Consider the following 22,133-nt stretch of genomic DNA (forward strand, 5'->3'; position numbering starts at 1 on the left):
CTTGCCTGTCAGTCTGCTAAGACGCGGCAGAATTCAGACGGGGGCACCGATGGCCGAAAGGTTTCGCCTGACACTGGCCCAGCTCAACCCCACCACGGGGGCGCTGGACGACAACGCCGACACGGCGCGCAAGGCGTGGGAGGAGGCGCGCCGCGCGGGCGCCGACATGATCGCCTTCCCCGAGATGTTCCTGACCGGCTATCAGGTGCAGGACCTCGTGATGAAACCGGCTTTCACCGCCGACGCGATGGCCCATGTCGAACGCCTTGCCCGCGATTGCGCGCAAGGGCCCGCCCTTGGCATCGGGGCGCCCTATGCCGCGCACGGGCATCTTTATAACGCCTACTACATCTGTCAGGGCGGGCAGGTCACCGCCCGGGTGTTCAAGCACCACCTGCCCAATGACGGCGTCTTCGATGAAAAGCGCGTCTATGACAGCGGGGCGATCAACGGGCCCTACGCGGTCGGCCCGATCCGGATCGGCACCCCGATCTGCGAAGACGCATGGTTCGACGACGTGACCGAGGCGCTGGCCGAGACCGGGGCCGAAATCCTTCTGGTTCCCAACGGCTCCCCCTATCACCGGGGCAAGTTCGAACAACGCCTGTCGCTGATGGTGGCCCGCGTTGTCGAAACCGGGCTGCCGCTGGTGTATCTCAACCTCACCGGCGGGCAGGACGATCAGGTGTTCGACGGCGGCTCTTTCGTGCTGAACACCGGGGGCAAGCTGGCGCTGCAGATGCCGGTGTTCGACGAAGGGCTTGCCCATGTTGATTTCGTCCGCACGGCCGAGGGCTGGCAGGCGGAGGACGGCACGAAAGACACCCTGCCCGACGCTTGGGAGCAAGACTACCGCGTCATGGTCACCGCCCTGCAGGACTATCTGCGGAAAAGCGGGTTTTCGAAGGTACTGCTGGGCCTGTCCGGCGGGATCGACTCCGCGCTTGTGGCAACCATTGCCGCCGACGCCATCGGGCCTGAGAATGTACGCTGCGTGATGCTGCCGTCGGAATACACCTCGGCCCATTCGCTGGAGGATGCCGCCGCCGTCGCCCGCGCACTTGGCTGTCAACTGGACGAGGTGCCGATCGACGGCCCCCGCGCGGCAGTCACCCAGGCACTGGCCCCCCTCTTCGAAGGCCACGCCGCGGATATCACCGAGGAGAACATCCAGTCGCGGCTGCGCGGGCTGATCCTGATGGCGCTGTCCAACAAGTTCGGGGAAATGCTGCTGACCACCGGCAACAAGTCGGAGGTCGCAGTGGGCTATGCCACGATCTATGGCGACATGGCCGGGGGCTACAACCCGATCAAGGACCTTTACAAGACGCGCGTGTTCCAGACCTGCCGCTGGCGCAACGACACCCATCGCGACTGGATGATGGGTCCGGCGGGCGTGGTGATCCCGCCCCGAGTGATCGACAAGCCGCCCAGCGCGGAATTGCGCGCCGATCAGAAGGACGAGGACAGCCTGCCCCCCTATGACGTGCTGGACGCGATCCTTGAAGGACTGATCGACGACGAGAAATCGGTGGCCGACCTGGTGGCCGCCGGGTTCGACCGCGACACCGTCAAGCGTGTCGAGCACCTGATCTATATCAGCGAATACAAGCGCTTTCAGTCCGCGCCCGGCGCAAGGCTGACGAAACGCGCCTTCTGGCTCGACCGGCGTTATCCCATCGTCAACCGCTGGCGCGATCCGTCCTAGCAGGCTGCTGAAAAACCAGAAACCCCAGCTTCGCAAGAGAAAACCGTTCCTTGTCAGCAACGATGCCGCAAGGCAAGCAGTGCCGCGCCCGACCCTGGGTGGGCGCGGCCCGGGCTGATCGCCCGGACCAGCTTCGGGACGATGGTCCGAAAGGTTGCGACCGTCGGCGCATGTCATGTGCTTTTTCAGCAGCCTGCCAGGCTTTCGCGGGCAACGGCCTGCACAAGAAAAAACCGCCCCGGAGATTGTCCGGGGCGGGGAATGCGTCAGGCATGGGGCGCGCTGACCGCGCGCCCGTCAGCCTCAGTTCTCTTCCGAGATCGTGTGGAGGAAGGCGGCGATGTCGCGCACTTCTTCCGGATCGCGGGCGTTGTAGGTCATGTTGCCGCGCGCCTTGGGATCGTCGAGGAATTTGCGCAGGAACTCGGTCGGGTTCTGGGCGTATTCGACGACGTTCTCTTCCGTCCAGACAAGGCCCTTCTCGCCGGCTTCCTTCATCGACTTGGAGTAGCGGAAACCTTCGATCCGACCGGCAACGGCGCCCATCGTGCCGTACTGGTTCGGGCCAACGCGGGCCGCCTTGCCGGCCAGCGTTTCACCAGCAGGGCTGACGACGACGTGGCAGGTGGCACACTGGTTGTAGGCCTTTTCACCGGCAGCCGGATCGCCGGTGAACGCGGCGGCTACGACAGCGGCTTCTTCAGCCGGGGCTTCTTCCGCAGCAGCTTCTTCAGCCGGGGCTTCTTCCGCAGCGGCTTCTTCAGCCGGGGCTTCCTCGGCAACGGCTTCCTCAGCCGGGGCTTCTTCAGCAACGGCTTCCTCAGCCGGAGCTTCCTCGGCAGCAGCTTCTTCAGCCGGGGCTTCCTCGGCAGCGGCTTCCTCAGCCGGGGCTTCTTCAGCGGCGGCTTCCTCAGCCGGGGCTTCTTCAGCGGCAGCTTCCTCAGCCGGGGCTTCTTCCGCAGCAGCTTCTTCAGCCGGGGCTTCTTCGGCAACAGCTTCTTCAGCCGGGGCTTCTTCGGCAACAGCTTCTTCAGCCGGGGCTTCTTCAGCGGCAGCTTCCTCAGCCGGGGCTTCCTCGGCGGCAGCTTCTTCAGCCGGGGCTTCTTCCGCAGCGGCTTCCTCAGCCGGGGCTTCTTCCGCAGCAGCTTCTTCGGCCGGGGCTTCTTCGGCAACGGCTTCTTCAGCCGGGGCTTCTTCAGCGGCAGCTTCCTCAGCCGGGGCTTCTTCGGCAACGGCTTCTTCAGCGGCGGCGGCGATTTCGCCGAACGCTTCTTCGGCGGTCGGCGCTTCGGCTTCTTCTTCGCCGGCCAGAGCGGCGGACTTGCCGGCCAGTTCGGCGGCCTTTTCAGCCAGCGCGGTGTATTCGGCGGCAAGGGCAGCGGCCTGCTCGGCCAGCGTCAGCGCGTTGGAAACGTCTTCCGGCGTGTCGACCGCGGGTGCCTCGACAGCTTCTTCGACCGGGGCTTCTTCCGCAGCGGCTTCCTCAGCCGGGGCTTCTTCAGCAGCGGCTTCTTCGGCCGGGGCTTCCTCGGCTACAGCTTCTTCAGCCGGGGCTTCTTCAGCAGCAGCTTCCTCGGCCGGGGCCTCTTCGGCGGCGGCTTCCTCGGCCGGAGCTTCTTCCGCAGCAGCTTCCTCAGCCGGGGCTTCCTCGGCGGGGGCTTCCTCGGCAACGACTTCCTCGGCCGGGGCTTCTTCGGCCGCGGCTTCTTCGGTCACCGCTTCCTCGGTGGTTGCCGCCTCGGCGACTTCCTCGGCGGGCGCCTCGATTGCCGGGGCCGGCGCGGGCTCCTCTTTGCCGCTATAGGCAACGGCGTACAACGCAATCCCGATTGCCGGCGCGGCGACGATGAGTCGAACCAGGTTGGTGGAATTATTCTCGGCCATCTTTCATCCTTTTCGTTCCGCTGCCACCGGACGGGACCACCCCCTCCGCGGCAGGACGTCCTCCTGCGGGTTCCCGCGGGAGCCCCTGAATGCCTCCCGCATCTGGCGGCACGGCACACCCGTTCGTGCGGGCAGACCTGTGCCGCTGACCACCACCGCGGACAATAACGTGCCTGTGATCCCTGACCAGCCCCCGATCGGCTGCCTGCGACGCTGATACGCGGGCCAGAGCCTTGCCACCCCGCCGGAAATCGATCTGCGGCGCGGTTTCGGCAAGCTCTTGCCAAACAAAGCCGCCCTAGCGCCCACCAGCAAGGCGAATCGCCGCTCCGAATCAGCCCTCGCCCAGGCCGGTGAGCGCGGATCGGTGGCTGCATTTCGGCGTACAATCCGGGCGCAGGACCACCCCGATCACACAAGCGGCTCCTTCCGCTCCAGGTCCAGCCCGTACGCCGCCGCAAGGGACAGAAGCTCCCGCTCGATCCGGGCGGCGATATGCTGCGCCCGGTCATCCGCCGACCCGGCCCCCTTGATCAGGTCGTCAGCGGCCAGAGGCGGACCGAAGATCACCCGCACCCGCCGCGGACGCGCCAGACGGGCATCCCTTGGCATCGCGGCAAAGGTGCCGTCGATCACCACGGGGATGACGGGCGCTCGGGATTGCAGGACCACATGCCCGACGCCCACCTGAAAGGGCAGCAGCTTGCCATCGGGTGTCAGCCACCCCTCGGGATACCAGACCTGCGCCATCCCGTGGTTCAGCGACGCGACCCCCAGACCGATGGCGGCCATCGGATCGGCCTCATCGACCGGCAACATGCCAGCGGGGCGCGCAATGGCACGCCGCAACCATGTATCGAAGGTGCGCGCGCGCGACCCGCTCCACCGCAGGCGCCGCCGCAGGCGCGGGAGACAGGCCGCGGCCACGGCCAGCGAGTCAAGAATACTGGAATGGTTGGGACACAGGATCACCGGGCAGTCGCGCACCGCACCAAGGTTTTCGCGCCCCTCGACCCGAAGCCGGAAATAGGTGCGCATCAGGACAGCATCGGAGCGATAGAGAAGCGCCCCGAGGATCCGTTCGCGCAAACTGTGCGGGGCCAGCCATTTTGCGGCATCCATGGCAAGCCCGGCGTCGGATGCCTGTTCGCGGGCACCGGCCCCGTGTCGCTCGCTCACCAGCCGCATCAGATCGCGCAATGTCATGATGCCGGCGATATCCGAGCCCGACAGGCGCACACCGGTTGCGTTTTCGATGGCGAGGGCAAGGTTCATCCAGCCGAACGAGTCGAGCCCCAGATCGTAGCCGACAAAGCCGTCCAGCGTGTAGGGACGGCCCGGGTATTCCTGTTCAAGAACACGCCAGACCGCATCCCGCGGCGGCTGGGCGATCCAGGCCGCGTCCTGTTCGCTCAATTCCGATGAGGTCGAGGACGTCCCGCGCGCGCGCAACCGGTCATAAAGATCGGGCAACAGGAACCGCCGCAATTTCATCAGGCGCGTGCGCTCCATCGGTTCGTTCGACAGAACGAAGGCGCTGATCCGCCATGTGCTGGGCAGATCGCGCGCAATCGTGGCCACCGCGATGGAAACCGCATGCGCGGGGTTGGCGACCTGAATGCGCGCGATCTCGAACATGTCGGGCACGATGACCGCGACAAGGGTCCCCTCCCGCTCCAACACGCCGATCTCGGCGATCACAGGGCTGGCGAGATAGCGGTCCTCTATATCCTCGGGGTTGAGGTTGTCGCCGCCGGACAGCACGATCACCTCTTTCGCCCGGCCGGTCACATACAGAAACCCGTCCTTGTCCAGCCAGCCCAGATCGCCGGAGCGGAAGAATCCGTCGCGCGTAAAGGCCGTGGCGTTGGCGGTCGGATCGTCCAGATAGCCGGAGAAGACCACCGGCCCCTTGAGCAGGATCTCCCCGATGCCGTCTTCGTTCGGCCGGTCGATGCGGATCTCACATCCCGGGATCGCCTGCCCGTTGGAGCCTGCACGCCTCCGCCTCAAGGGTGCGGCGACCGAGGCGGCGGTTTCCGCCATGCCATAGCCCCCCCGCGCATCCCAGCCGAGGGCGGTCAATTCATCCTCCACCCTGCGGGAAAGATGGGCCCCGCCGGACACCATGATCCGAAGCCCCGGCGCGATGCGGCGGCGGAAGGGCACCATGAGAACGCGGCCGGCCAAACCGCCGGTAACCGGCGCAAGGCGCAAGGACAGCCACAGCAGGCTCTCGAACCCCAAAGCCAGCGCCGCGCCCTCCGCCCGAAGGCGGGTCCGGATACCGGCCAGCATCGCCTCGAAAAGCCGCGGCACGCCGATCAGGATGCTCGGCCGCGTCAGGTGCATGGCCTCGGCGACATGGCGACCGGTGGGGCCTTGCGGCAAGATCAGAACGGCCCCGACCGTTAGCGCGCTGAGCGCTGCCGTGATCCACGGAAACACGTGATGCAAGGGCAGAGGCAGCAAAACCCGAGAGGTCGGACGCACAAAACCGCTGTCGCTGATCGCGCGCACATTCCATCCGACATTGCCAAGGTTGAGATGGAACTTCTTGGGCGCGCCCGTCGTTCCGGAAGTATGGAACAGGGCAATCGGCACGTCCGGCGCAAGATCGATCTCGGGCATGGGGCGGGTGGAGGGTTGCAGCGCCTCCAGCGCCAGAACCCCGACACCGGGCGGCACCTTGGCCGCGCCCTCGCGCGCCAGGAATATCGCGCGCGCACCGGATCCTTCGACCTGTGCCATGGCCTCCTGCTCCGGCAAGGCGGCGTCGATCGGCGCAAGGACAACGCCCAGAAGGTGGCAGGCCAGACCCGCAGCGATCCATTGGGGCGAGTTCGGCGCCCAGATCGCCACCGGATCACCCGCGCCGATCCCCAACCTGTCCAGCAGCGCCGCGACACCGCGGATCAGCCCGACCAGATCGTCGCCTGTGACGGTGGAAACCACCCCATCCCTGACGGTCAGGACAACAGGCCTGTCGCCGGCGGCGGTCGCCTTGGCCAAGACTTCGAGCGGCGACCAAACCAAACCCATCTCGTCTTCAGATTCCAACCGCCCGGCGCCTTTTTAATGAACCTTAAGGAATAGATAGGGGCAATAACAACCCGCGGTAGTGAAGCAAACCAGACTTGCGAAGTTCGAACCGATCAGTACCATTCGTCGGGCCGTTTCGGCTGGGCTCCGCAGCTTTACAGACGCGAAATATCCCACCCCCACAACAGGGCCGCCCAGTGAATGTGCACGCGCATGGTGCAGCGCGATCATTGATCGCAGGTTCAGATCCGTTCCGGCAGCCCGTGACGCTGGCCCACGTCGCATCAGCCCACAAAAAACGGCGGCCCGAAGGCCGCCGCGGAAAACCCAGCGCCGATTGCCTGATCAGGTGCGCGGACGACGCAGAAGGCCGAACGCTGCGATGCCACCGGCCAGAAGCGGCAGCCCGGCGGGCAGCGGAACCGCCGGTGTTGCGTCTGTCGTCACGACCAGATTGTCGATGGCCCAGAATTCATCCGCACCGCCCTGCCAGCCGGCGCCATCGGCAAAGAAATCAAGCGTCAGCGAAGAGCCGGAATGCGCGAAGCTGAGCGAAACGGTGTAGACGCTCTCGCGATAGCCGCCACCATAGTATTCACCCAAGCTTTCGTCGGTGGCCGTCGACGGGACGTCGGGCAAGCCGCCGGTGTTGTCGGCGGAAATCTGGAACTGCTCGACGCCGTCGGCCTCCATGTTGAAGTAGTCGGGCGAGTAGCCGCCATCCGGTCCATCCCACGAATTGATCGCCGCAAAGCCAAAGCTGACAGAGACCGTGCCATGCGCCGCTAGCCCCGACAGCGACAGGATCGCATCGGTGCTGCTGACCAGCATGTCCCCGTCAAAGCCGTTGATGCCGGACAGCCCCAGAACGGCAGTCGTCGACCCCGCCCCTGAAAAGCCCGCCGGCAAACCGCTATCGAAGTCGAAGCTGAAGGTTTCCGCCGCCGCGGATGTTGCAAAGACCGCAGCGATGGCAAGAACCGATGCGCCAACATTCTGTCTGATGTCAAAGGTGTTCATAGTCTCTCCCCCACATAAACCACGGCCAAAAGGTACCGCGGACACCGGCGTGCGGCAACATCGTTCGTCCGCCTGCCCGCTAAAGGCATGTCATTTTCGCATGAATCGGCCTGTACCCCACGATTCCAGCCGGACATTAGCGCTAACAGTGACATACCGTCCGGGTTTCGATCTTGCGAAATCCATGCGCGCTGCGTAACAGAATTTCCCAACGCAGTGCAGAGGGACCGAAGACCATGAGCTACGCCGAGGTATATGACGCCTGGAAATCCGACCCGGACGGGTTCTGGATGAAAGCCGCAGAAGCCATCGACTGGGACAAGAAGCCCTCCAAGGCGCTGTTCGACGAGAACGCCCCCGAATACGAATGGTTCGCGGACGGGATGGTGAACACCTGCTGGAACGCCGTCGACCGCCATGTCGAAAACGGCCGGGGCGACCAGACCGCGATCATCTATGACAGCCCGATCACCGGCACACGGAAATCCATTTCCTATGTCATGCTGCGCAACCGCGTGGCGCAACTTGCCGGCGCCCTGCGCGCCAAGGGCGTGGAGAAGGGCGACCGGGTCATCATCTACATGCCGATGATCCCCGAGGCGCTGGAGGCGATGCTGGCCTGCGCCCGCCTTGGCGCGATCCACTCGGTGGTGTTCGGCGGGTTTGCCGCGCACGAACTGGCCGTCCGGGTCGATGACGCCAAGCCCAAATGCATCATCGCCGCCTCCTGCGGGATCGAGCCGGGCCGCATCGTCCACTACAAGCCGCTTCTCGACGGCGCGCTGGCACAATCCGAGCATCAGCCCGATTTCTGCGTGATCCTTCAGCGCGAGCAGGAGGTGGCCCATCTGGAAGAAGGCCGCGACGTGAACTGGCACGGCTTCCAGTACGGTGTGGAACCCGCCGACTGCGTGCCGGTCGAGGGCAACCACCCGGCCTATATCCTGTATACGTCCGGCACGACCGGCCAACCCAAGGGCGTGGTGCGCCCACCGGCGGCCACCTGGTCGCGCTGAACTGGACGATGAAGAACATCTATAACGTCGATCCGGGCGACGTGTTCTGGGCGGCCTCTGACGTGGGCTGGGTCGTCGGCCACAGCTATATCTGCTATGCGCCGCTGATCGCCGGCAACACCACCATCGTGTTCGAGGGCAAGCCGGTGGGCACGCCCGATGCGGGCACATTCTGGCGCGTGATCTCGGAACACAAGGTGAAGAGTTTCTTCACCGCGCCCACCGCCTTCCGTGCGATCAAGCGCGAGGATCCCAATGGCGAGTTCCTCAACAAATACGACCTGACGGGGCTGAAGGCGCTGTACCTTGCCGGTGAACGCGCAGACCCCGACACGATCAAATGGGCGCAGCGCATGCTGGGCGTGCCGGTGATCGACCACTGGTGGCAGACCGAAACCGGCTGGGCCATCGCCGCCAACCCGCTGGGGATCGAAAAGCTGCCGGTCAAGATCGGCTCGCCCTCTGTCGCGATGCCGGGATACGACATCCACATTCTCGACGAAGGCGGACACGAAGTCGAGGCCGGAACGCTTGGCGCCATCGCGATCAAGTTGCCGCTGCCGCCGGGCACCCTGCCGACCCTGTGGAACGCACCGGAGCGGTTCCAGAAGTCTTACCTGAACCACTTCCCCGGCTACTATGAAACCGGCGATGCGGGCTACAAGGACGAAGACGGCTATGTCTATATCATGGCCCGCACCGACGACGTCATCAACGTGGCCGGGCACCGCCTGTCCACCGGCGCGATGGAGGAAGTGCTGGCCAGCCACCCCGACGTCGCCGAATGTGCCGTGATCGGTATTTCGGACGATCTGAAGGGCCAGTTGCCGATGGGCTTTCTGTGCCTGAACACCGGGACGGACCGGCCCCATGGCGAGATCGTGAAGGAATGCGTCGCCTTGGTGCGCGACCAGATCGGCCCGGTCGCCGCGTTCAAACTGGCCTGCGTCGTGGATCGCCTGCCGAAGACGCGTTCGGGCAAGATCCTGCGCGGCACCATGGTCAAGATCGCCGACGGGGAAGAGTTCAAGATGCCCGCCACCATCGACGACCCCGCCATCCTTGACGAGATTGCCGGCGCGCTGAAGAGCCTGGGCTTCCCCAAAGCGGCCTGACACAGGCACCGCCCCTGACATTTGAATGCGGCGCGAGTCATCGCGCCGCATTTTTTTCTCGGAATTGCGCCCATGCTGACTTTTTGACAGGTTTGAGTTGTGCGCGAACACGCGTAGAAGTGTGTCTACGCAACTCTTGCGGGTACAAATGGACTGTCCGACACGTAAGGACGACGGTTAGCGAGGCAAGGCACGTGCCTTTCCCAGACGACGCGACAGGCTCTGCTTCCCACAAATCGCGGCGCAAGCGCGCGGCGATGCTGGGCCATGACATGCGCGCGGCGATCTCCGACATCCTGGGCGGTCTGGCGCTATCGGACCTGTCGTCCCTCGACCCCGATTCCCGGCGGCAGCTGCAGCGGGTGGAAAGCGCGGCCGAACAACTGGCCCGCCTGACCGACGAAACGCTGGCGCTTGTGACCGGAGAGACCGAGAAGCGCGGCGCGCCCGCCCATCACTCCCGGCTCGGCCCGTTCCTGTCGCGCATATCGGCGCGGTGGCAGGCCCATGCAGAGGAACGGGGCCTCGGCTTCCGGCTGGAACTGGGGGAGGATCTGCCGGGCACGATCGGAACAGACGCGGCGGCGCTTGAGCGAATCCTGTCGAACCTGATCAGCAACGCGGTGAAATACAGCGGCGCGGGCACGGTCACCCTGCGGGTTCACATGGGCCCGAAAGAGGCACTTTGCCTGCATGTGATCGACACCGGCCCCGGCTTCTCGGACGCGGCGATTTCCCAGCTCTTTGAATTCGCAGGGCGGCCCGCCGACAACAGCATCCCCGGTACAGGGCTGGGGCTGCATATCGTGCGGGAGTTGTCACAGCGGATTCGCGGGCAGTTGCAGGTTGAAAACGTGCGGGGCGGAGGGGCCAAGGTCTCTCTCGTACTGCCGCGAACGGCCTGGGCTCCGGGCGTGGAAGCCCCCGGCCGGTTCGACGACCTGCCCGATCTGTCCGGTTGCCCGGTGCTGCTGGCCGAGGACAACGAAACCAACCAGCTTCTGATTCGGCAGATGCTGGAGACGCTGGGCGCGGACTGCACGCTGGTATCGGACGGGCAGGCCGCGGCAGAAGCGCTTGAGACAGGCCAATACGGGCTTGCGCTGATCGACATCGAAATGCCGCGCCTGTCGGGCATCGATGTGATCCGACGCCTGCGCACCGGGCAAGGGCCCTGCAACTCGATCCCCGTGCTGGCGGTCACCGCCTTCGTGCTGTCGGCGAACCGTGACCAGATCTATGCCGCCGGTGCGGACGGGATCCTTGCGAAACCGATCATGAGCCTTGAGGCCTTCGGCGAAGCGATCAGCCGTGTTCTGAGCAAGCGGGTCTGCCGTGGCTGCGGCCCCCGCGTGCGGGAGGATGCCCCGTTCGACCGGGTTCACCTTGACCGGTTGCTGGCGCTTGCGGGGCCAGATCGCGGGCTGGAACTTCTGACCCGGATGCGGGAAGATTTCCACACGGTTCGCAAGGGGCTGGAAGAGGGATGCACCAAGGGCGATACGGCCATGATCCGCGCCCGGACCCATGTTCTGATTTCCCTTGCCGGTGCCATCGGGAATGAATCGCTCCTGGCCCGGGCCGAACAACTGAACGGGGCGGCACGCCGGCAGATGCCGGTGGACTATATCAGCCTCTGCCCACCGGTCATGCGCCAGATCGGCGTCCTGTGCGACGCGCTGAGCGCCGAGGCCGCCAGCCGTTATGGCGAGCTTGCCTCATGACGACCCCGCTCCTGCTGATCGAGGATACGCCGTCGCTTCAGATGGTCTACGAGTCGGTTCTGCGGGGGGCAGGACATGAGGTTGTCTCTACCGGCACCGCGGAAGAGGGACTGGCCGCTTTCCACGAGCTTGACCCCGAGGTTGTGCTGCTGGACCTGATGCTGCCGGACCGTCCCGGTCAGGTCCTGCTACAGGAAATGCTGGAAGAACGGCCCGACACGCGGATCATCGTGATTACCGCCAACGGCTCGATCAACCGCGCGGTCGAGGCGATGCGGGCCGGGGCCTACGAATTCCTGCTCAAGCCGTTCAACGAACAACGTTTCCTGCACGCGGTGGAAACCGCGTTGGCAGAGGGGACGACGTCGCCGGCAACGACCCCGGAACCGCAGGGCACCGTCGCCCGTGCGATCGGCCACGGCGATTTCGTCGGCAGTTCCACACAGATGAGCGAGGTCTACGACCGCATCACCTCCGTTGCGCGCTCCATGGCCACGGTGTTCATCACCGGGGAAAGCGGCACGGGGAAGGAGCTTTGCGCGCAGGCCGTCCACGATGCCTCGACCCGCGCGGAAGGGCCGTTCGTTCCCCTCAACTGCGCCGCGATCCCGCGGGATCTGCTGGAATCGGAAGTCTTCGGCCATCTGAAGGGGTCGTTCACGGGCGCCCTGTCCGACAAGCCCGGCGCCGCCGCTGTCGCCGATGGCGGGACGCTGTTTCTGGATGAGGTCTGCGAGATGGACCTTGGCCTGCAGACCAAATTGCTGCGCTTCCTGCAGACCTCCAGCATCCAGCCCATCGGCGCCTCCCACCCGCGCAAGGTGAACGTGCGCATCGTCTGCGCGACCAATCGTGACCCGCTGGAGGAAGTCCGCGCCAACCGGTTTCGGCAGGACCTCTACTACCGCCTTCATGTGGTCCCGATTCACCTGCCCCCGCTGCGCGAACGCGGCGGCGACGTGATCGAGATCACGAATGCGGCGCTTGAACGCCTGTCCGCCGAGGAAGGCCGGTCTTTCATCGGGCTCACCCCCGAGGTGGAGGAATTGTTCCGCCGGTTGCCCTGGCCCGGCAATGTGCGCCAGCTTCTGAACGTGTTGCGTCAGGCCGTGGTGCTGAACGAAGGCCCACAGGTAACGCTGGACATGTTGCCCCCGGCCCTGCGCGAAGAAACCTCGGTCGCGCGCCCCGAAGCCCCTGTCATCCCGCCGCCTGAGACGCTTCCCCCCGTCAGGGAAGACGCGGCCGAGGCACTCTTCGTCGACGATCTTCTGGGGCGGTCGCTTGCCGAGATCGAGCAGATCGTGATCGAGAAGACCATCGACAGCGTCGGTGGATCGCTGCCCCGGGCAGCCAAGATCCTCAACGTCTCTCCCTCGACGCTTTATCGCAAGCGGGAGGCCTGGGGCCGCAAGGATATCTGAGGCTTGCGTCAGGCGGTGGTGGAAGAACGCCGTCAGAAGAAACTTTGCGGGTCGATATCCACCGTCAGCCGAAGGTTCGAGGGCAGTTTGACCGGGGCCAGCCACGCCCGGATCGCTGCCTGCAGCGGCGTCCCCTTGCCCGCCTTGATCAACAGGCGCACCCGATGGCGGCCGCGAATGCGGGCGATGGGCGCCGGGGCGGGCCCGAAAACCTGTGCCCCGATACTGCGCAAGGGGCCGTCATTCCGGGCCAGACGGTTGCCCAGATCGAAAGCGGCCTTTGCCTCTGGCGCTGAGATGATGATGCCGGCCATCCGGCCATAGGGCGGCACACCGGCGGCGCGGCGCTCGGCCGCCTCGGCCCGCCAGAATCCTTCCTCGTCACCGGTCAGAATGGCGCGGATCACCGGGTGCTCGGGCTGGTAGGTCTGCATGAGCGCCAGCCCCTTTTCCTCGCCCCGACCTGCGCGGCCCGCAACCTGCCGCATCAACTGGAACGTCCGTTCCGCCGCCCGCAGGTCGGACCCTTGCAGGCCCAGATCGGCATCGATCACGCCGACCAGCGTCAGCAGCGGGAAGTTGTGTCCCTTGGCCACCAGTTGGGTACCGATGACGATGTCGGCCGCGCCGCCTGCGATGGCCTCGATCTGCGCCTTCAACTCCCGAGCCGACGCGAAAAGATCCGAGGACAAAACCGCGATCCGGGCCTCCGGAAACAGCTCCGCCGCCTCTTCGGCCAGCCGTTCCACCCCGGGCCCCACGGGCGCCAGTTTGCCCTCCACCTTGCAGGAGGGGCAGGCCTCGGGGATGGGTTTGCTTTCCCCGCATTGATGGCAGACCAGCCGTTTCTGGAACCGGTGCTCGACCATCCGCGCATCGCAATGGTCGCAACCGATCATCTGCCCGCAGGCCCGGCAGACGGTGACGGGCGCATAGCCCCGGCGGTTGAGAAACAACAGCGACTGCCGCCCGGCGCCCAGCCTGTCAGCCACCGCCGCGCGCAGGCTGGGTGAGATCCAGCGCCCCGCGGGCACATCCTCTGCCCGCATGTCGATGGTGTCCATTCGCGGCAATTCGGCCGCCCCGAAGCGTGCGGAGAGATCAAGGCGCGCATATTTCCCCGCCTCGGCATTGGCCCAGCTTTCAAGGCTTGGCGTGGCCGAGGCCAACACCACCTGCGCGGAGCATAAAGAGGCCCGCAAGACGGCCATGTCACGCGCGTTGTAAAGCACCCCGTCTTCCTGCTTGTAGGAACTGTCATGTTCCTCATCCACCACGATCAGCCCCAGATCGCGGAACGGCAGGAACAGGGCGGACCGCGCGCCCACCACCAGTTGCGCCGCCCCCTGCCCGACCATGCGCCACAAGCGGCGGCGTTCGGCCATGGTCACACCGGAATGCCATTCGGCCGGGCGGGCGCCGAAACGCCCCTCGACGCGCGACAGGAACTCCGCCGTCAGGGCGATTTCGGGCAACAGCACCAGCGCCTGCCGTCCTTTGGACAGACAGGCCGCGACCGCCTCCAGATAGACCTCGGTCTTGCCCGACCCGGTGACGCCTTTCAGCAGCGTGGTGCCGTAGTCGCCCGCCGTCACCGCGGCACGCAGACGGTCGGCCGCGGCGGCCTGATCTGGCGACAGGGCCTTACCCGGTCGTGCGGGGTCCAGCCGGGGATAGGGCCGGTCGCGCGGCATGTCCTCTTCCAGCACGGCGCCCGAGGGCAAGAGCCCCTTGATCACCGAGGTCGACACCCCCGCCTGTGCAGACACCTCGCCCAGCGTGAAGGCCAATCCACCGTAGCTTTCCAGCACGTCCAGAACGCGGGCGCGGGCGGGCGTCATCCGGTCCGGCGCCCCCGTCCCCCGGCGATAGATCTTCTGCATCGACGGGGGATCGCCCAGCCCTGGCGCGCGCGTGGCCAGCCGCAGCATCGCCGGCAGCGGCGTCAGGGTATAGTCCGCCGCGCGGGTCAGGAACTGGCGCATCTCCTCCCGCATCGGGGCGGCATCCAGCACCCGCGCCACCGCCCGCAGTTTCGCTGCGTCAAAGTCGCCCTCCCCCGGCCCCCAGACCACGCCGACCACGCGCCGCGGGCCCAACGGCACCTCGACGAAATCGCCGATGCCGCAGCCGCCCGCGGGCGCGAGATAGTCAAGCGGCTTGCCCAGGGGTTGCGTTGTCAGCACGCCCACCCGGTCGCCTTCGGCAAACGGCCCGCTCACCCCGTCGCCCCCGCAAACCGGGCTTTCGCCGCAGCGCAGCTTCGGCTATCACCGGCGCGACATGTCGCAGCCAAGCAAAGGACCCGTGCAATGAAGTTCTTCGTCGATACCGCCGATGTGGAGGCCATCCGTGAACTGGCAGAGCTGGGCATGGCCGACGGGGTCACCACCAACCCCTCGCTGATCCTGAAATCGGGGCGCGACATCCTTGAGGTGACCAGGGAAATCTGCGGCATCGTGGATGGCCCCGTCTCGGCCGAGGTCGTGGCGACAAAGGCCCCGGCGATGATCGATGAGGGCCGGAAGCTGGCCGAGATCGCACCGAACATCGCGATCAAGGTGCCCTTGACCTGGGACGGGCTGAAGGCCTGCAAGGTGCTGTCGGGCGAAGGCCGCATGGTCAATGTCACGCTGTGTTTCTCCGCCGCGCAGGCGCTTCTGGCCGCCAAGGCCGGGGCAAGCTTCATCTCGCCCTTCATCGGGCGGCTCGACGACATCAACCTCGACGGGATGGACCTTATCGCCGACATCCGCACGATCTATGACAATTACGGGTTCGAGACCGAGATACTGGCCGCCTCGATCCGCTCGGTCAACCATATCACCGAGGCCGCGAAGATCGGCGCCGATGTCGCCACCGCCCCGCCCGCAGTGCTGAAAAAGATGGCCGAACACCCGCTGACCGACAAGGGTCTTGCCACATTCATGGCCGATTGGGAAAAAACGGGGCAGAAAATCCTGTAGGTCTGGTGTAAGCTCGTGAAAACGGCCGAAAAACGAGGCAGACATGAGCAGCACCCCCGCAATCGCGGATGATCTTCGCGCGAAGATCATCGCGGAACCCACCGTCATTCTGGATGACCCCGACCTGATGCGCGCCCTGGTCGCAGCCAATGAGCGCAAGATGGGCGGCAACATCGTCGACATGCGCGGCATCGCGATGGAACGGCTGGAAACCCGGCTGGACCGGCTGGAGGAAACCCACCGGTCCGTCATCGCCGCGGCCTATGAAAACATCGCCGGCACCGGCCAGATCCAGCGCGCGGTGCTGCGGCTTCTGGAACCTGTGGATCTTCCATCGTTCCTGACCTGCCTTGCCGACGAGGTCGCGCCGATCCTGCGGGTGGAGGCACTGCGCATCGTGCTTGAGGCCGGAGAGGATGCGGCGAACGCCCGCGCGCTTGGCCCGGTGCTGGAGCTTGCCCCGGCGGGCTTTTGCGATGCCTATATCGGCCCCGAACGCCCCGGCCGCACGGTGATCCTGCGGGAAACGACGCCCGGGCCCGGTACACTGTACGACACCGCCGCGCGCGCCGTCCGGTCAGAGGCGCTGATCCGGATGTCGGTGGGCCGCGATGGCACGGCGGGCCTTCTCGCGCTCGGCTCTGCCGATCCGATGCAGTTCGCGCCCAATCAGGGCACCGATCTGCTGACCTTCTTCGGCGGTGTGGTCGAACGCGTGCTGCACCGTTTCGTGGCGTGAGCCTGGCGCTCAGCCCCGCGGCCCGCGATGCGCTGGAACAATGGCTGGCCGAGGAACGGGCGCTAAACGCCGCGTCGGAAAACACGATCAAGGCCTACGCCGCGGACGTGACCGGCTTTCTGGCCTTCCTGGCCGAATATGACGGGGCCGCGGCAGGCCCAACCCGGCTGGCGGGTATAGAGTTGCGCGACCTGCGCGCATGGATGGCGCATGAGCGCGGTCGGGGGCTGAGCGCCCGGTCGCTGGCGCGCGCCCTGTCGGCGGTGAAGGGATTTTTCCGCTGGCTCGGCCGGCGGGAGGGGTTCGAACCCACCGCCGTCCTGTCCGCCCGCGCGCCAAAATTCCAGCGCAAGCTGCCCCGCCCCCTGCCGGAGGATGCGGCGCGCGCCGTCCTGACCGATGTGGGCGAAGGCGCGCGCGAGGCCTGGGTGGCCACCCGCGACACCGCGGTGGTCACGCTGCTTTATGGCTGCGGGCTACGGATTTCCGAGGCGCTTGGCCTGACGGGCCGCGATGCCCCCCTGCCCGAGACCCTGCGCATTCGCGGCAAGGGCGGAAAGGAGCGGATCGTGCCCGTTCTGCCCGCAGCGCGGGCCGCGGTCGACGCCTATGTCCGGGCCTGTCCCCATGATCTTGGCCCCGACGGACCGCTGTTTCGCGGCGTCCGCGGCGGGGCACTGAACGGGCGGCAGGTCGCCCGCGCGATGGAGTTGACCCGCGCCCGGCTGGGCCTGCCGGCCTCGGCCACGCCCCATGCGCTGCGCCACAGTTTCGCAACGCATCTGCTGAGTGCAGGTGGCGACCTGCGCGCGATTCAGGAACTCTTGGGCCACGCCTCGCTGTCGACGACACAGGCCTATACGAGTGTCGACACCGCCCGGTTGATGGAGGTCTACGCCGCCGCCCATCCCAAGGCGTGAGAGGTCACGGCCCAAGGCCAAGCCGGATCGGTCCCCTGGCCGCCAAGGGATCCACAGGGGTCCCGCGCTGGTAGGCCCGAAGCCTGCCCTCCGCCTTTAGTTTCGCCGCCACCTGGCGGAGTCGCGGCAACAGGGGGCGCCAGTCGGGCGACAGCGCACGGGCGACCTCTGATGGGCAGACGGTCGCGGACGGACCGCGGCGGTGGGCAAGCGCCATCATCTCGCCCCGGATCACGTCATCGCTGGGCTGTCGGGCCTCCGTTTCCACTCAATCGTCTTCAAACGCCACGTCGTGGCCATATTCACATCCGGTTTGCATGTTTCGCTGAACCTCGCGATTTGCAGGATCGTGCCGGTCCTGCAAGCTGATCAGTCCAGAAGGAACCCCTATGAATATCTCGATGAGCACGCAAACCACCGCGAGCCCCCTCGGCACCGCCCGGTCGGCCCCGCCGCCACCCCCTCCGCCGCCGCCAGAAAAGGCCAATGGCGCCGAGGAAACCGAAGACAGGCTCCTTTCCCTATTCGAAACCGAAGAGACCGAAGAAAGCGAAGAGACAGAGAGTTCTCTTGAACTCGGCACCACGGAAAGCGACTCCAGCAGTTCCGAAGGCGTGCTGCTGAGCCTGTTCGAAGCCGTCCCCGACAGCACGGAAACCGACGACGAAACGCCACCGCCGCCCCCTCCGCCGCCGTCGCAGGCGGAATCCATCGTGCAGGGGATGATGGCCGATGCCAGCGGACAGGTCGGCAGCACGACGCAGCAGGCCTCCGACTATGCCGAAGCGCTCTACACCGCGATGCAGCAGGCCCTGACGGAAAACGCAGCCTGATCGACGACGGGCCGGGATGACCGGCCCGTTTCGCCATTCACCATCGCCGCTGCGCCGCAGTCTCGCCCTCAGACGAGGGTTAGCGGCGGCGCAGCGCGCCCAACGCCCCGAAACCGCCCAACAGCAGCAACGCGGCAGAGGGCAGCGGCACCGCCGGCGCGGCAGTCGCCCAGCCGATATTGTCGATCGCAAGCAGATCGCCCGCCTGCGGTGTGACCACCAAGCGGGCAATGTCGCCCTCGGCGCGCATCACCCCGGTATAGGTCGAGAACACACCGCCCGTCGGCCCTTTGTCGGGATAGACCGTCTCAATCAGCGTTCCGCTTCGATCATAGGCCATCACGCGCGTGTTCGCGTAGTTCGGGTCGAACAGCCCCAGACCGACCGCCGCCATGTCGACGGCGAAATCCAGATAGAACGTCACCACGCCGAACCCGTAGGACTTACCTTCGTAAATTCCGGCATACTGGGTGTATCCGCGTGTGCCAACCGTCTGGTTTGGCGAGGACGACACGGTCAGCGGCCCGAAGGTCAGCGGGCCGGTGGTTCCGTCGGCCACATCCTCGAACGTGACAACGGGTGCTGTTGGCGTGAAGTCACCAAGGGCGGTGACAGGCGTGGCACCTGCTTGCGCGCCAAACCACGCCGTGGCGATAGCCGCCATGAAGATATGTTTGGACAAAGTAACCCCCTTCGAAATCAAAGTAATGCCGAAGGAGGTTAACAGAGTCGGGCCTATTTTCCCAGCGCGTCGTTGCACCGTCCGCAGGTTGCCGGATGGGCATGGCGGCCGACATCGGGCAGGATCTTCCAGCAGCGCTGGCATTTCTCGCCCTCGGCCCGTTCGAAGACCACGCCGACGCCGTCGATTTCCGGAAGGCGGAAGGCCTCTTGCGGGCGGGGGTCGGTGGTCAACTGGATGTCGGAGGTGATGCAGATATCCTCGAAGTCGACCGATTTCAGAGCTTTCAGCACGTCCTCGTCCCGTAAATGAACAACCGGCGCGGCCTCCAAACTCGCCCCGATCACCTTGTCCCGGCGCTGGATCTCCAGCGCGGCGGTCACCACGCGGCGCACCTGACGGACATCGGCCCATTTCGCCGCCAGCGCATCATCGCGCCATGCCGCCGGGGTTTCGGGAATGTCGGTCAGATGGACAGAGCTTGCCTCGCCTGGGAAGCGTTCCAGCCAGACCTCCTCCATCGTGAAGACGAGGATCGGCGCCAGCCATGTCGTCAGCCGGTGGAACAGGATATCCAGCACCGTGCGCGCGGACCGGCGGCGCAGGCTGTCATCCGCGTCGCAGTAAAGCGCGTCCTTGCGGATGTCGAAGTAGAACGACGACAGGTCCACGGTGCAGAAGTTGAAGAGCGCCTGGAACACACCTTGGAAGTCGTAGTCGTTGAACCCCGTGCGCACGGTTTCGTCCAGTTCGGCCAGCCGATGCAGGACCCAGCGTTCCAGTTCTGGCATGTCCGCGGGGTCGACCTTTTCGGCGTCGGAGAACCCGGTCAGGTTGCCCAGCATGAACCGCATCGTGTTGCGCAACCGGCGATAGCTGTCGGCCACCCCTTTCAGGATCTCCGGGCCAATGCGCAGGTCTGCGGTATAGTCCGACTGCGCCACCCAAAGCCGCAGGATATCGGCGCCGTATTGTTTCGTCACATCCTCGGGCGCCACGGTATTGCCAAGCGATTTGGACATCTTGTTGCCCTTCTCGTCCAGCGTGAAACCATGGGTCAGCACGCCGCGATAGGGGGCCCGGCCGATGGTGCCGCAGGCCTGCAGCATCGAGGAATGGAACCAGCCGCGGTGCTGGTCGGTGCCCTCCAGATACAGATCGGCAATGCCGTCCTCTGACCCGTCCGGGCGGTCGCGCAGCACGAAGGCGTGGGTGGAACCGGAATCGAACCACACATCCAGCACGTCGAAGATCTGCTCATACGCGTCAGCGTTGTGATCGTTGCCGAGGAAGCGCTCCTTGGCGCCGGGGTTGTACCAGGCATCCGCCCCCTCTTCCTCGAAAGCCGCGGCGATGCGGGCATTGACGGCGGGATCGCGCAACAGAAAGTCCGCGTCGTCAGGCTTCGCGCCCTTCTTGACGAAGCAGGTCAGCGGCACGCCCCAGGCGCGTTGACGGGACAGAACCCAGTCCGGCCGCGCCTCGATCATCGAGTAAAGGCGGTTGCGCCCGGTCTGCGGCGTCCATTTCACCAACTGGTCGATGCTGGTCAGGGCCCGTTGGCGGATCGTCGCGCCGTAGGTGTCCATGCCATCGTCCAGTTCCTTGTCGATGGCGGCGAACCATTGCGGCGTGTTGCGATAGATCAGCGGTGCCTTGGACCGCCAGCTATGGGGATAGCTGTGTTTCAGCCGCCCGCGGGCGATCAGCGCGCCCACCTCGATCAGCTTGTCGATGACGCGGCGGTTGGCGTCGCCTTCCTTGCCGTTCGGCTTGGTGATGACCGCCCCGCCGAAAAGCGGCAGGTCAGGGCGGTAGGAGCCGTCCTCCAGCACGTTATAGGTCATCGGCAGACCGAATTTCAGACCGATCTGGTAGTCGTCATCGCCGTGGCTGGGCGCGGTATGCACGAACCCGGTACCCGCGTCGTCGGTGACATGGTCGCCCGGCAGCATCGGCACGTCGAAGTCCCATTCGCCTTCACCGCCCTCGGCGCCACGGAACGGGTGCGCACAGGTCAGCGCGGCCAGTTCGTCGGCCGACACATCGCCCAGACGGCGATACATGCTGTCCTCCAACCGCGCACTGCCCAGCACATCGGCCGCCAAGGCGTCGGCCAGGATATAGCGATCGCCGATCCGCGCCCAGCATTCCTCTGGCCGGCCGGTGACCTCATAGAGGCCATAGGCGATGTCGGGCCCGAAGCAGACCGCGCGGTTCTGCGGGATGGTCCAGGGGGTGGTGGTCCAGATCACCACCTTGGCACCCTCAAGCTGTTTGCTCGCCCCCTCCACGATGGGAAACTTCACCCAGATCGTGTGGCTTTGATGGTCGTGATATTCGACCTCGGCCTCGGCCAGCGCGGTCTTTTCCACCGGCGACCACATCACGGGTTTCGACCCCTGATAGAGCGTGCCGTTCATCAGGAACTTCATGAATTCCTCGGCGATCACCGCCTCGGCATGGTAGTCCATCGTGAGATACGGATCGGCCCAGTTGCCGGTGATGCCCAGCCGCTTGAACTCACTGCGCTGGATGTCGATCCAGCCCTCGGCAAACCGGCGGCATTCCTGCCGGAAATCGACGACATCGACCTTGTCCTTGTCCAGCCCCTTGGCGCGGTACTGTTCCTCGATCTTCCACTCGATCGGCAGGCCGTGACAGTCCCAGCCGGGGACATAGCGCGCATCCTTGCCCATCATCTGCTGGCTGCGCACGATGAAGTCCTTCAGGATCTTGTTCAGCGCGTGCCCGATATGCAGGTGCCCGTTCGCATAGGGCGGGCCGTCATGCAGGGTGAAGGGCGCCCGGCCCTCTTTTTCGCGCAGGCGGTCATAGACGCCGATCTCTTCCCACCGCGCCAGCCAGGCGGGTTCGCGCTTGGGCAGGCCCGCGCGCATCGGGAAATCGGTTTCGGGCAGGTTCAGCGTGTCTTTGTAGTCGGGCATGTCGGCGCACATGGGACGGGGTCCTTGGGCAAACGGAATTGGACGATGTCTTGAAAGCGGCGGCGCGAAGGGTCAAGCGCCTTTTCCCGGCGGCTCAGGCTTGGAGCGCCGG

Annotated in this window: 15 protein-coding genes and 1 pseudogene; 9 read left to right on the plus strand and 7 right to left on the minus strand. The window is 65.7% G+C overall.

The genetic code is table 11. From position 1 onward, the window contains the following. Window positions 1-49 precede the first annotated feature (49 nt). Window positions 50-1,708: an NAD+ synthase gene (locus RGUI_RS08145; RefSeq protein ID WP_081532594.1), complete on the plus strand. Its 1,659-nt coding sequence runs from the start codon at window positions 50-52 to the stop codon at window positions 1,706-1,708. 303 nt (window positions 1,709-2,011) lie between these two features. Here the strand turns inward: RGUI_RS08145 and RGUI_RS21860 are convergent, their stop codons facing one another. Further along, window positions 2,012-2,254 (minus strand): cytochrome c family protein, encoded by a 243-nt coding sequence (locus tag RGUI_RS21860; RefSeq protein ID WP_216640115.1) that lies wholly within the window; start codon window positions 2,252-2,254, stop codon window positions 2,012-2,014. 72 nt (window positions 2,255-2,326) lie between these two features. Here RGUI_RS21860 and RGUI_RS21865 point away from each other — a divergent pair, with 72 nt between their 5' ends. After that, window positions 2,327-3,760 (plus strand): hypothetical protein, encoded by a 1,434-nt coding sequence (locus RGUI_RS21865; protein ID WP_216640116.1) that lies wholly within the window; start codon window positions 2,327-2,329, stop codon window positions 3,758-3,760. Window positions 3,761-4,003: 243 nt separating this feature from the next. Here RGUI_RS21865 and RGUI_RS08155 read toward each other — a convergent pair whose 3' ends face one another. Beyond that, window positions 4,004-6,634, minus strand: coding sequence for an AMP-binding protein (locus RGUI_RS08155; protein WP_156882907.1), 2,631 nt, complete (start codon window positions 6,632-6,634; stop codon window positions 4,004-4,006). A 345-nt stretch (window positions 6,635-6,979) separates the two neighbouring features. Beyond that, window positions 6,980-7,654: a VPLPA-CTERM sorting domain-containing protein gene (locus tag RGUI_RS08160; RefSeq protein WP_081532596.1), complete on the minus strand. Its 675-nt coding sequence runs from the start codon at window positions 7,652-7,654 to the stop codon at window positions 6,980-6,982. 236 nt (window positions 7,655-7,890) lie between these two features. On the opposite strand from RGUI_RS08160, the pseudogene prpE reads away from it, so the two are divergent. The 3 genes and pseudogenes from prpE (at window position 7,891) to RGUI_RS08175 (ending at window position 12,933) form a co-directional block, all read left to right on the plus strand. Further along, window positions 7,891-9,785, plus strand: a pseudogene (gene prpE / locus RGUI_RS08165) (propionate-CoA ligase PrpE). Between the two features lie 194 nt (window positions 9,786-9,979). Then, on the plus strand, window positions 9,980-11,509 hold the full coding sequence (locus RGUI_RS08170) for an ATP-binding protein (RefSeq protein WP_172841112.1): 1,530 nt from the start codon (window positions 9,980-9,982) through the stop codon (window positions 11,507-11,509). Next, the gene (locus RGUI_RS08175) at window positions 11,506-12,933 is read left to right on the plus strand and encodes a sigma-54 dependent transcriptional regulator (protein ID WP_081532598.1); all 1,428 of its coding nucleotides are present in this window, start codon (window positions 11,506-11,508) and stop codon (window positions 12,931-12,933) included. Before RGUI_RS08170 ends, RGUI_RS08175 begins: the two co-directional genes overlap by 4 nt. A gap of 32 nt (window positions 12,934-12,965) precedes the next feature. Here RGUI_RS08175 and RGUI_RS08180 read toward each other — a convergent pair whose 3' ends face one another. Next, on the minus strand, window positions 12,966-15,155 hold the full coding sequence (locus RGUI_RS08180; RefSeq protein WP_081532599.1) for a primosomal protein N': 2,190 nt from the start codon (window positions 15,153-15,155) through the stop codon (window positions 12,966-12,968). A 90-nt stretch (window positions 15,156-15,245) separates the two neighbouring features. Between RGUI_RS08180 and fsa the strand changes: the two genes are divergently transcribed. From fsa to RGUI_RS08195, 3 genes are read left to right on the plus strand one after another with little or no spacing between them, the layout of a single operon-like run. After that, a complete protein-coding gene (gene fsa, locus RGUI_RS08185) occupies window positions 15,246-15,899 on the plus strand; it encodes a fructose-6-phosphate aldolase (protein WP_081532600.1) in 654 nt (217 codons plus the stop codon). 43 nt (window positions 15,900-15,942) lie between these two features. Further along, complete coding sequence (locus RGUI_RS08190) at window positions 15,943-16,638, plus strand: DUF484 family protein (protein ID WP_081532601.1); 696 nt, start codon at window positions 15,943-15,945, stop codon at window positions 16,636-16,638. After that, window positions 16,635-17,558 (plus strand): tyrosine recombinase XerC, encoded by a 924-nt coding sequence (locus RGUI_RS08195; protein ID WP_081532602.1) that lies wholly within the window; start codon window positions 16,635-16,637, stop codon window positions 17,556-17,558. The genes RGUI_RS08190 and RGUI_RS08195 overlap by 4 nt, the downstream gene beginning before the upstream one ends. Window positions 17,559-17,562: 4 nt before the next feature. On the opposite strand, the gene RGUI_RS08200 is transcribed toward RGUI_RS08195, so the two are convergent. Continuing rightward, a complete protein-coding gene (locus RGUI_RS08200; RefSeq protein WP_371587329.1) occupies window positions 17,563-17,826 on the minus strand; it encodes a DUF3253 domain-containing protein in 264 nt (87 codons plus the stop codon). Between the two features lie 133 nt (window positions 17,827-17,959). On the opposite strand from RGUI_RS08200, the gene RGUI_RS08205 reads away from it, so the two are divergent. Further along, the gene (locus RGUI_RS08205; RefSeq protein ID WP_156882908.1) at window positions 17,960-18,391 is read left to right on the plus strand and encodes a hypothetical protein; all 432 of its coding nucleotides are present in this window, start codon (window positions 17,960-17,962) and stop codon (window positions 18,389-18,391) included. A gap of 79 nt (window positions 18,392-18,470) precedes the next feature. On the opposite strand, the gene RGUI_RS08210 is transcribed toward RGUI_RS08205, so the two are convergent. Together RGUI_RS08210 and ileS are read right to left on the minus strand one after the other, a co-directional pair. Further along, window positions 18,471-19,073, minus strand: coding sequence for a VPLPA-CTERM sorting domain-containing protein (locus RGUI_RS08210; protein ID WP_081532604.1), 603 nt, complete (start codon window positions 19,071-19,073; stop codon window positions 18,471-18,473). A 53-nt stretch (window positions 19,074-19,126) separates the two neighbouring features. Further along, complete coding sequence (gene ileS, locus RGUI_RS08215) at window positions 19,127-22,033, minus strand: isoleucine--tRNA ligase (protein WP_081532605.1); 2,907 nt, start codon at window positions 22,031-22,033, stop codon at window positions 19,127-19,129. Window positions 22,034-22,133: the final 100 nt, after the last annotated feature.

This window comes from Rhodovulum sp. P5, from assembly GCF_002079305.1.
Taxonomy (GTDB): Bacteria; Pseudomonadota; Alphaproteobacteria; order Rhodobacterales; family Rhodobacteraceae; genus Rhodovulum.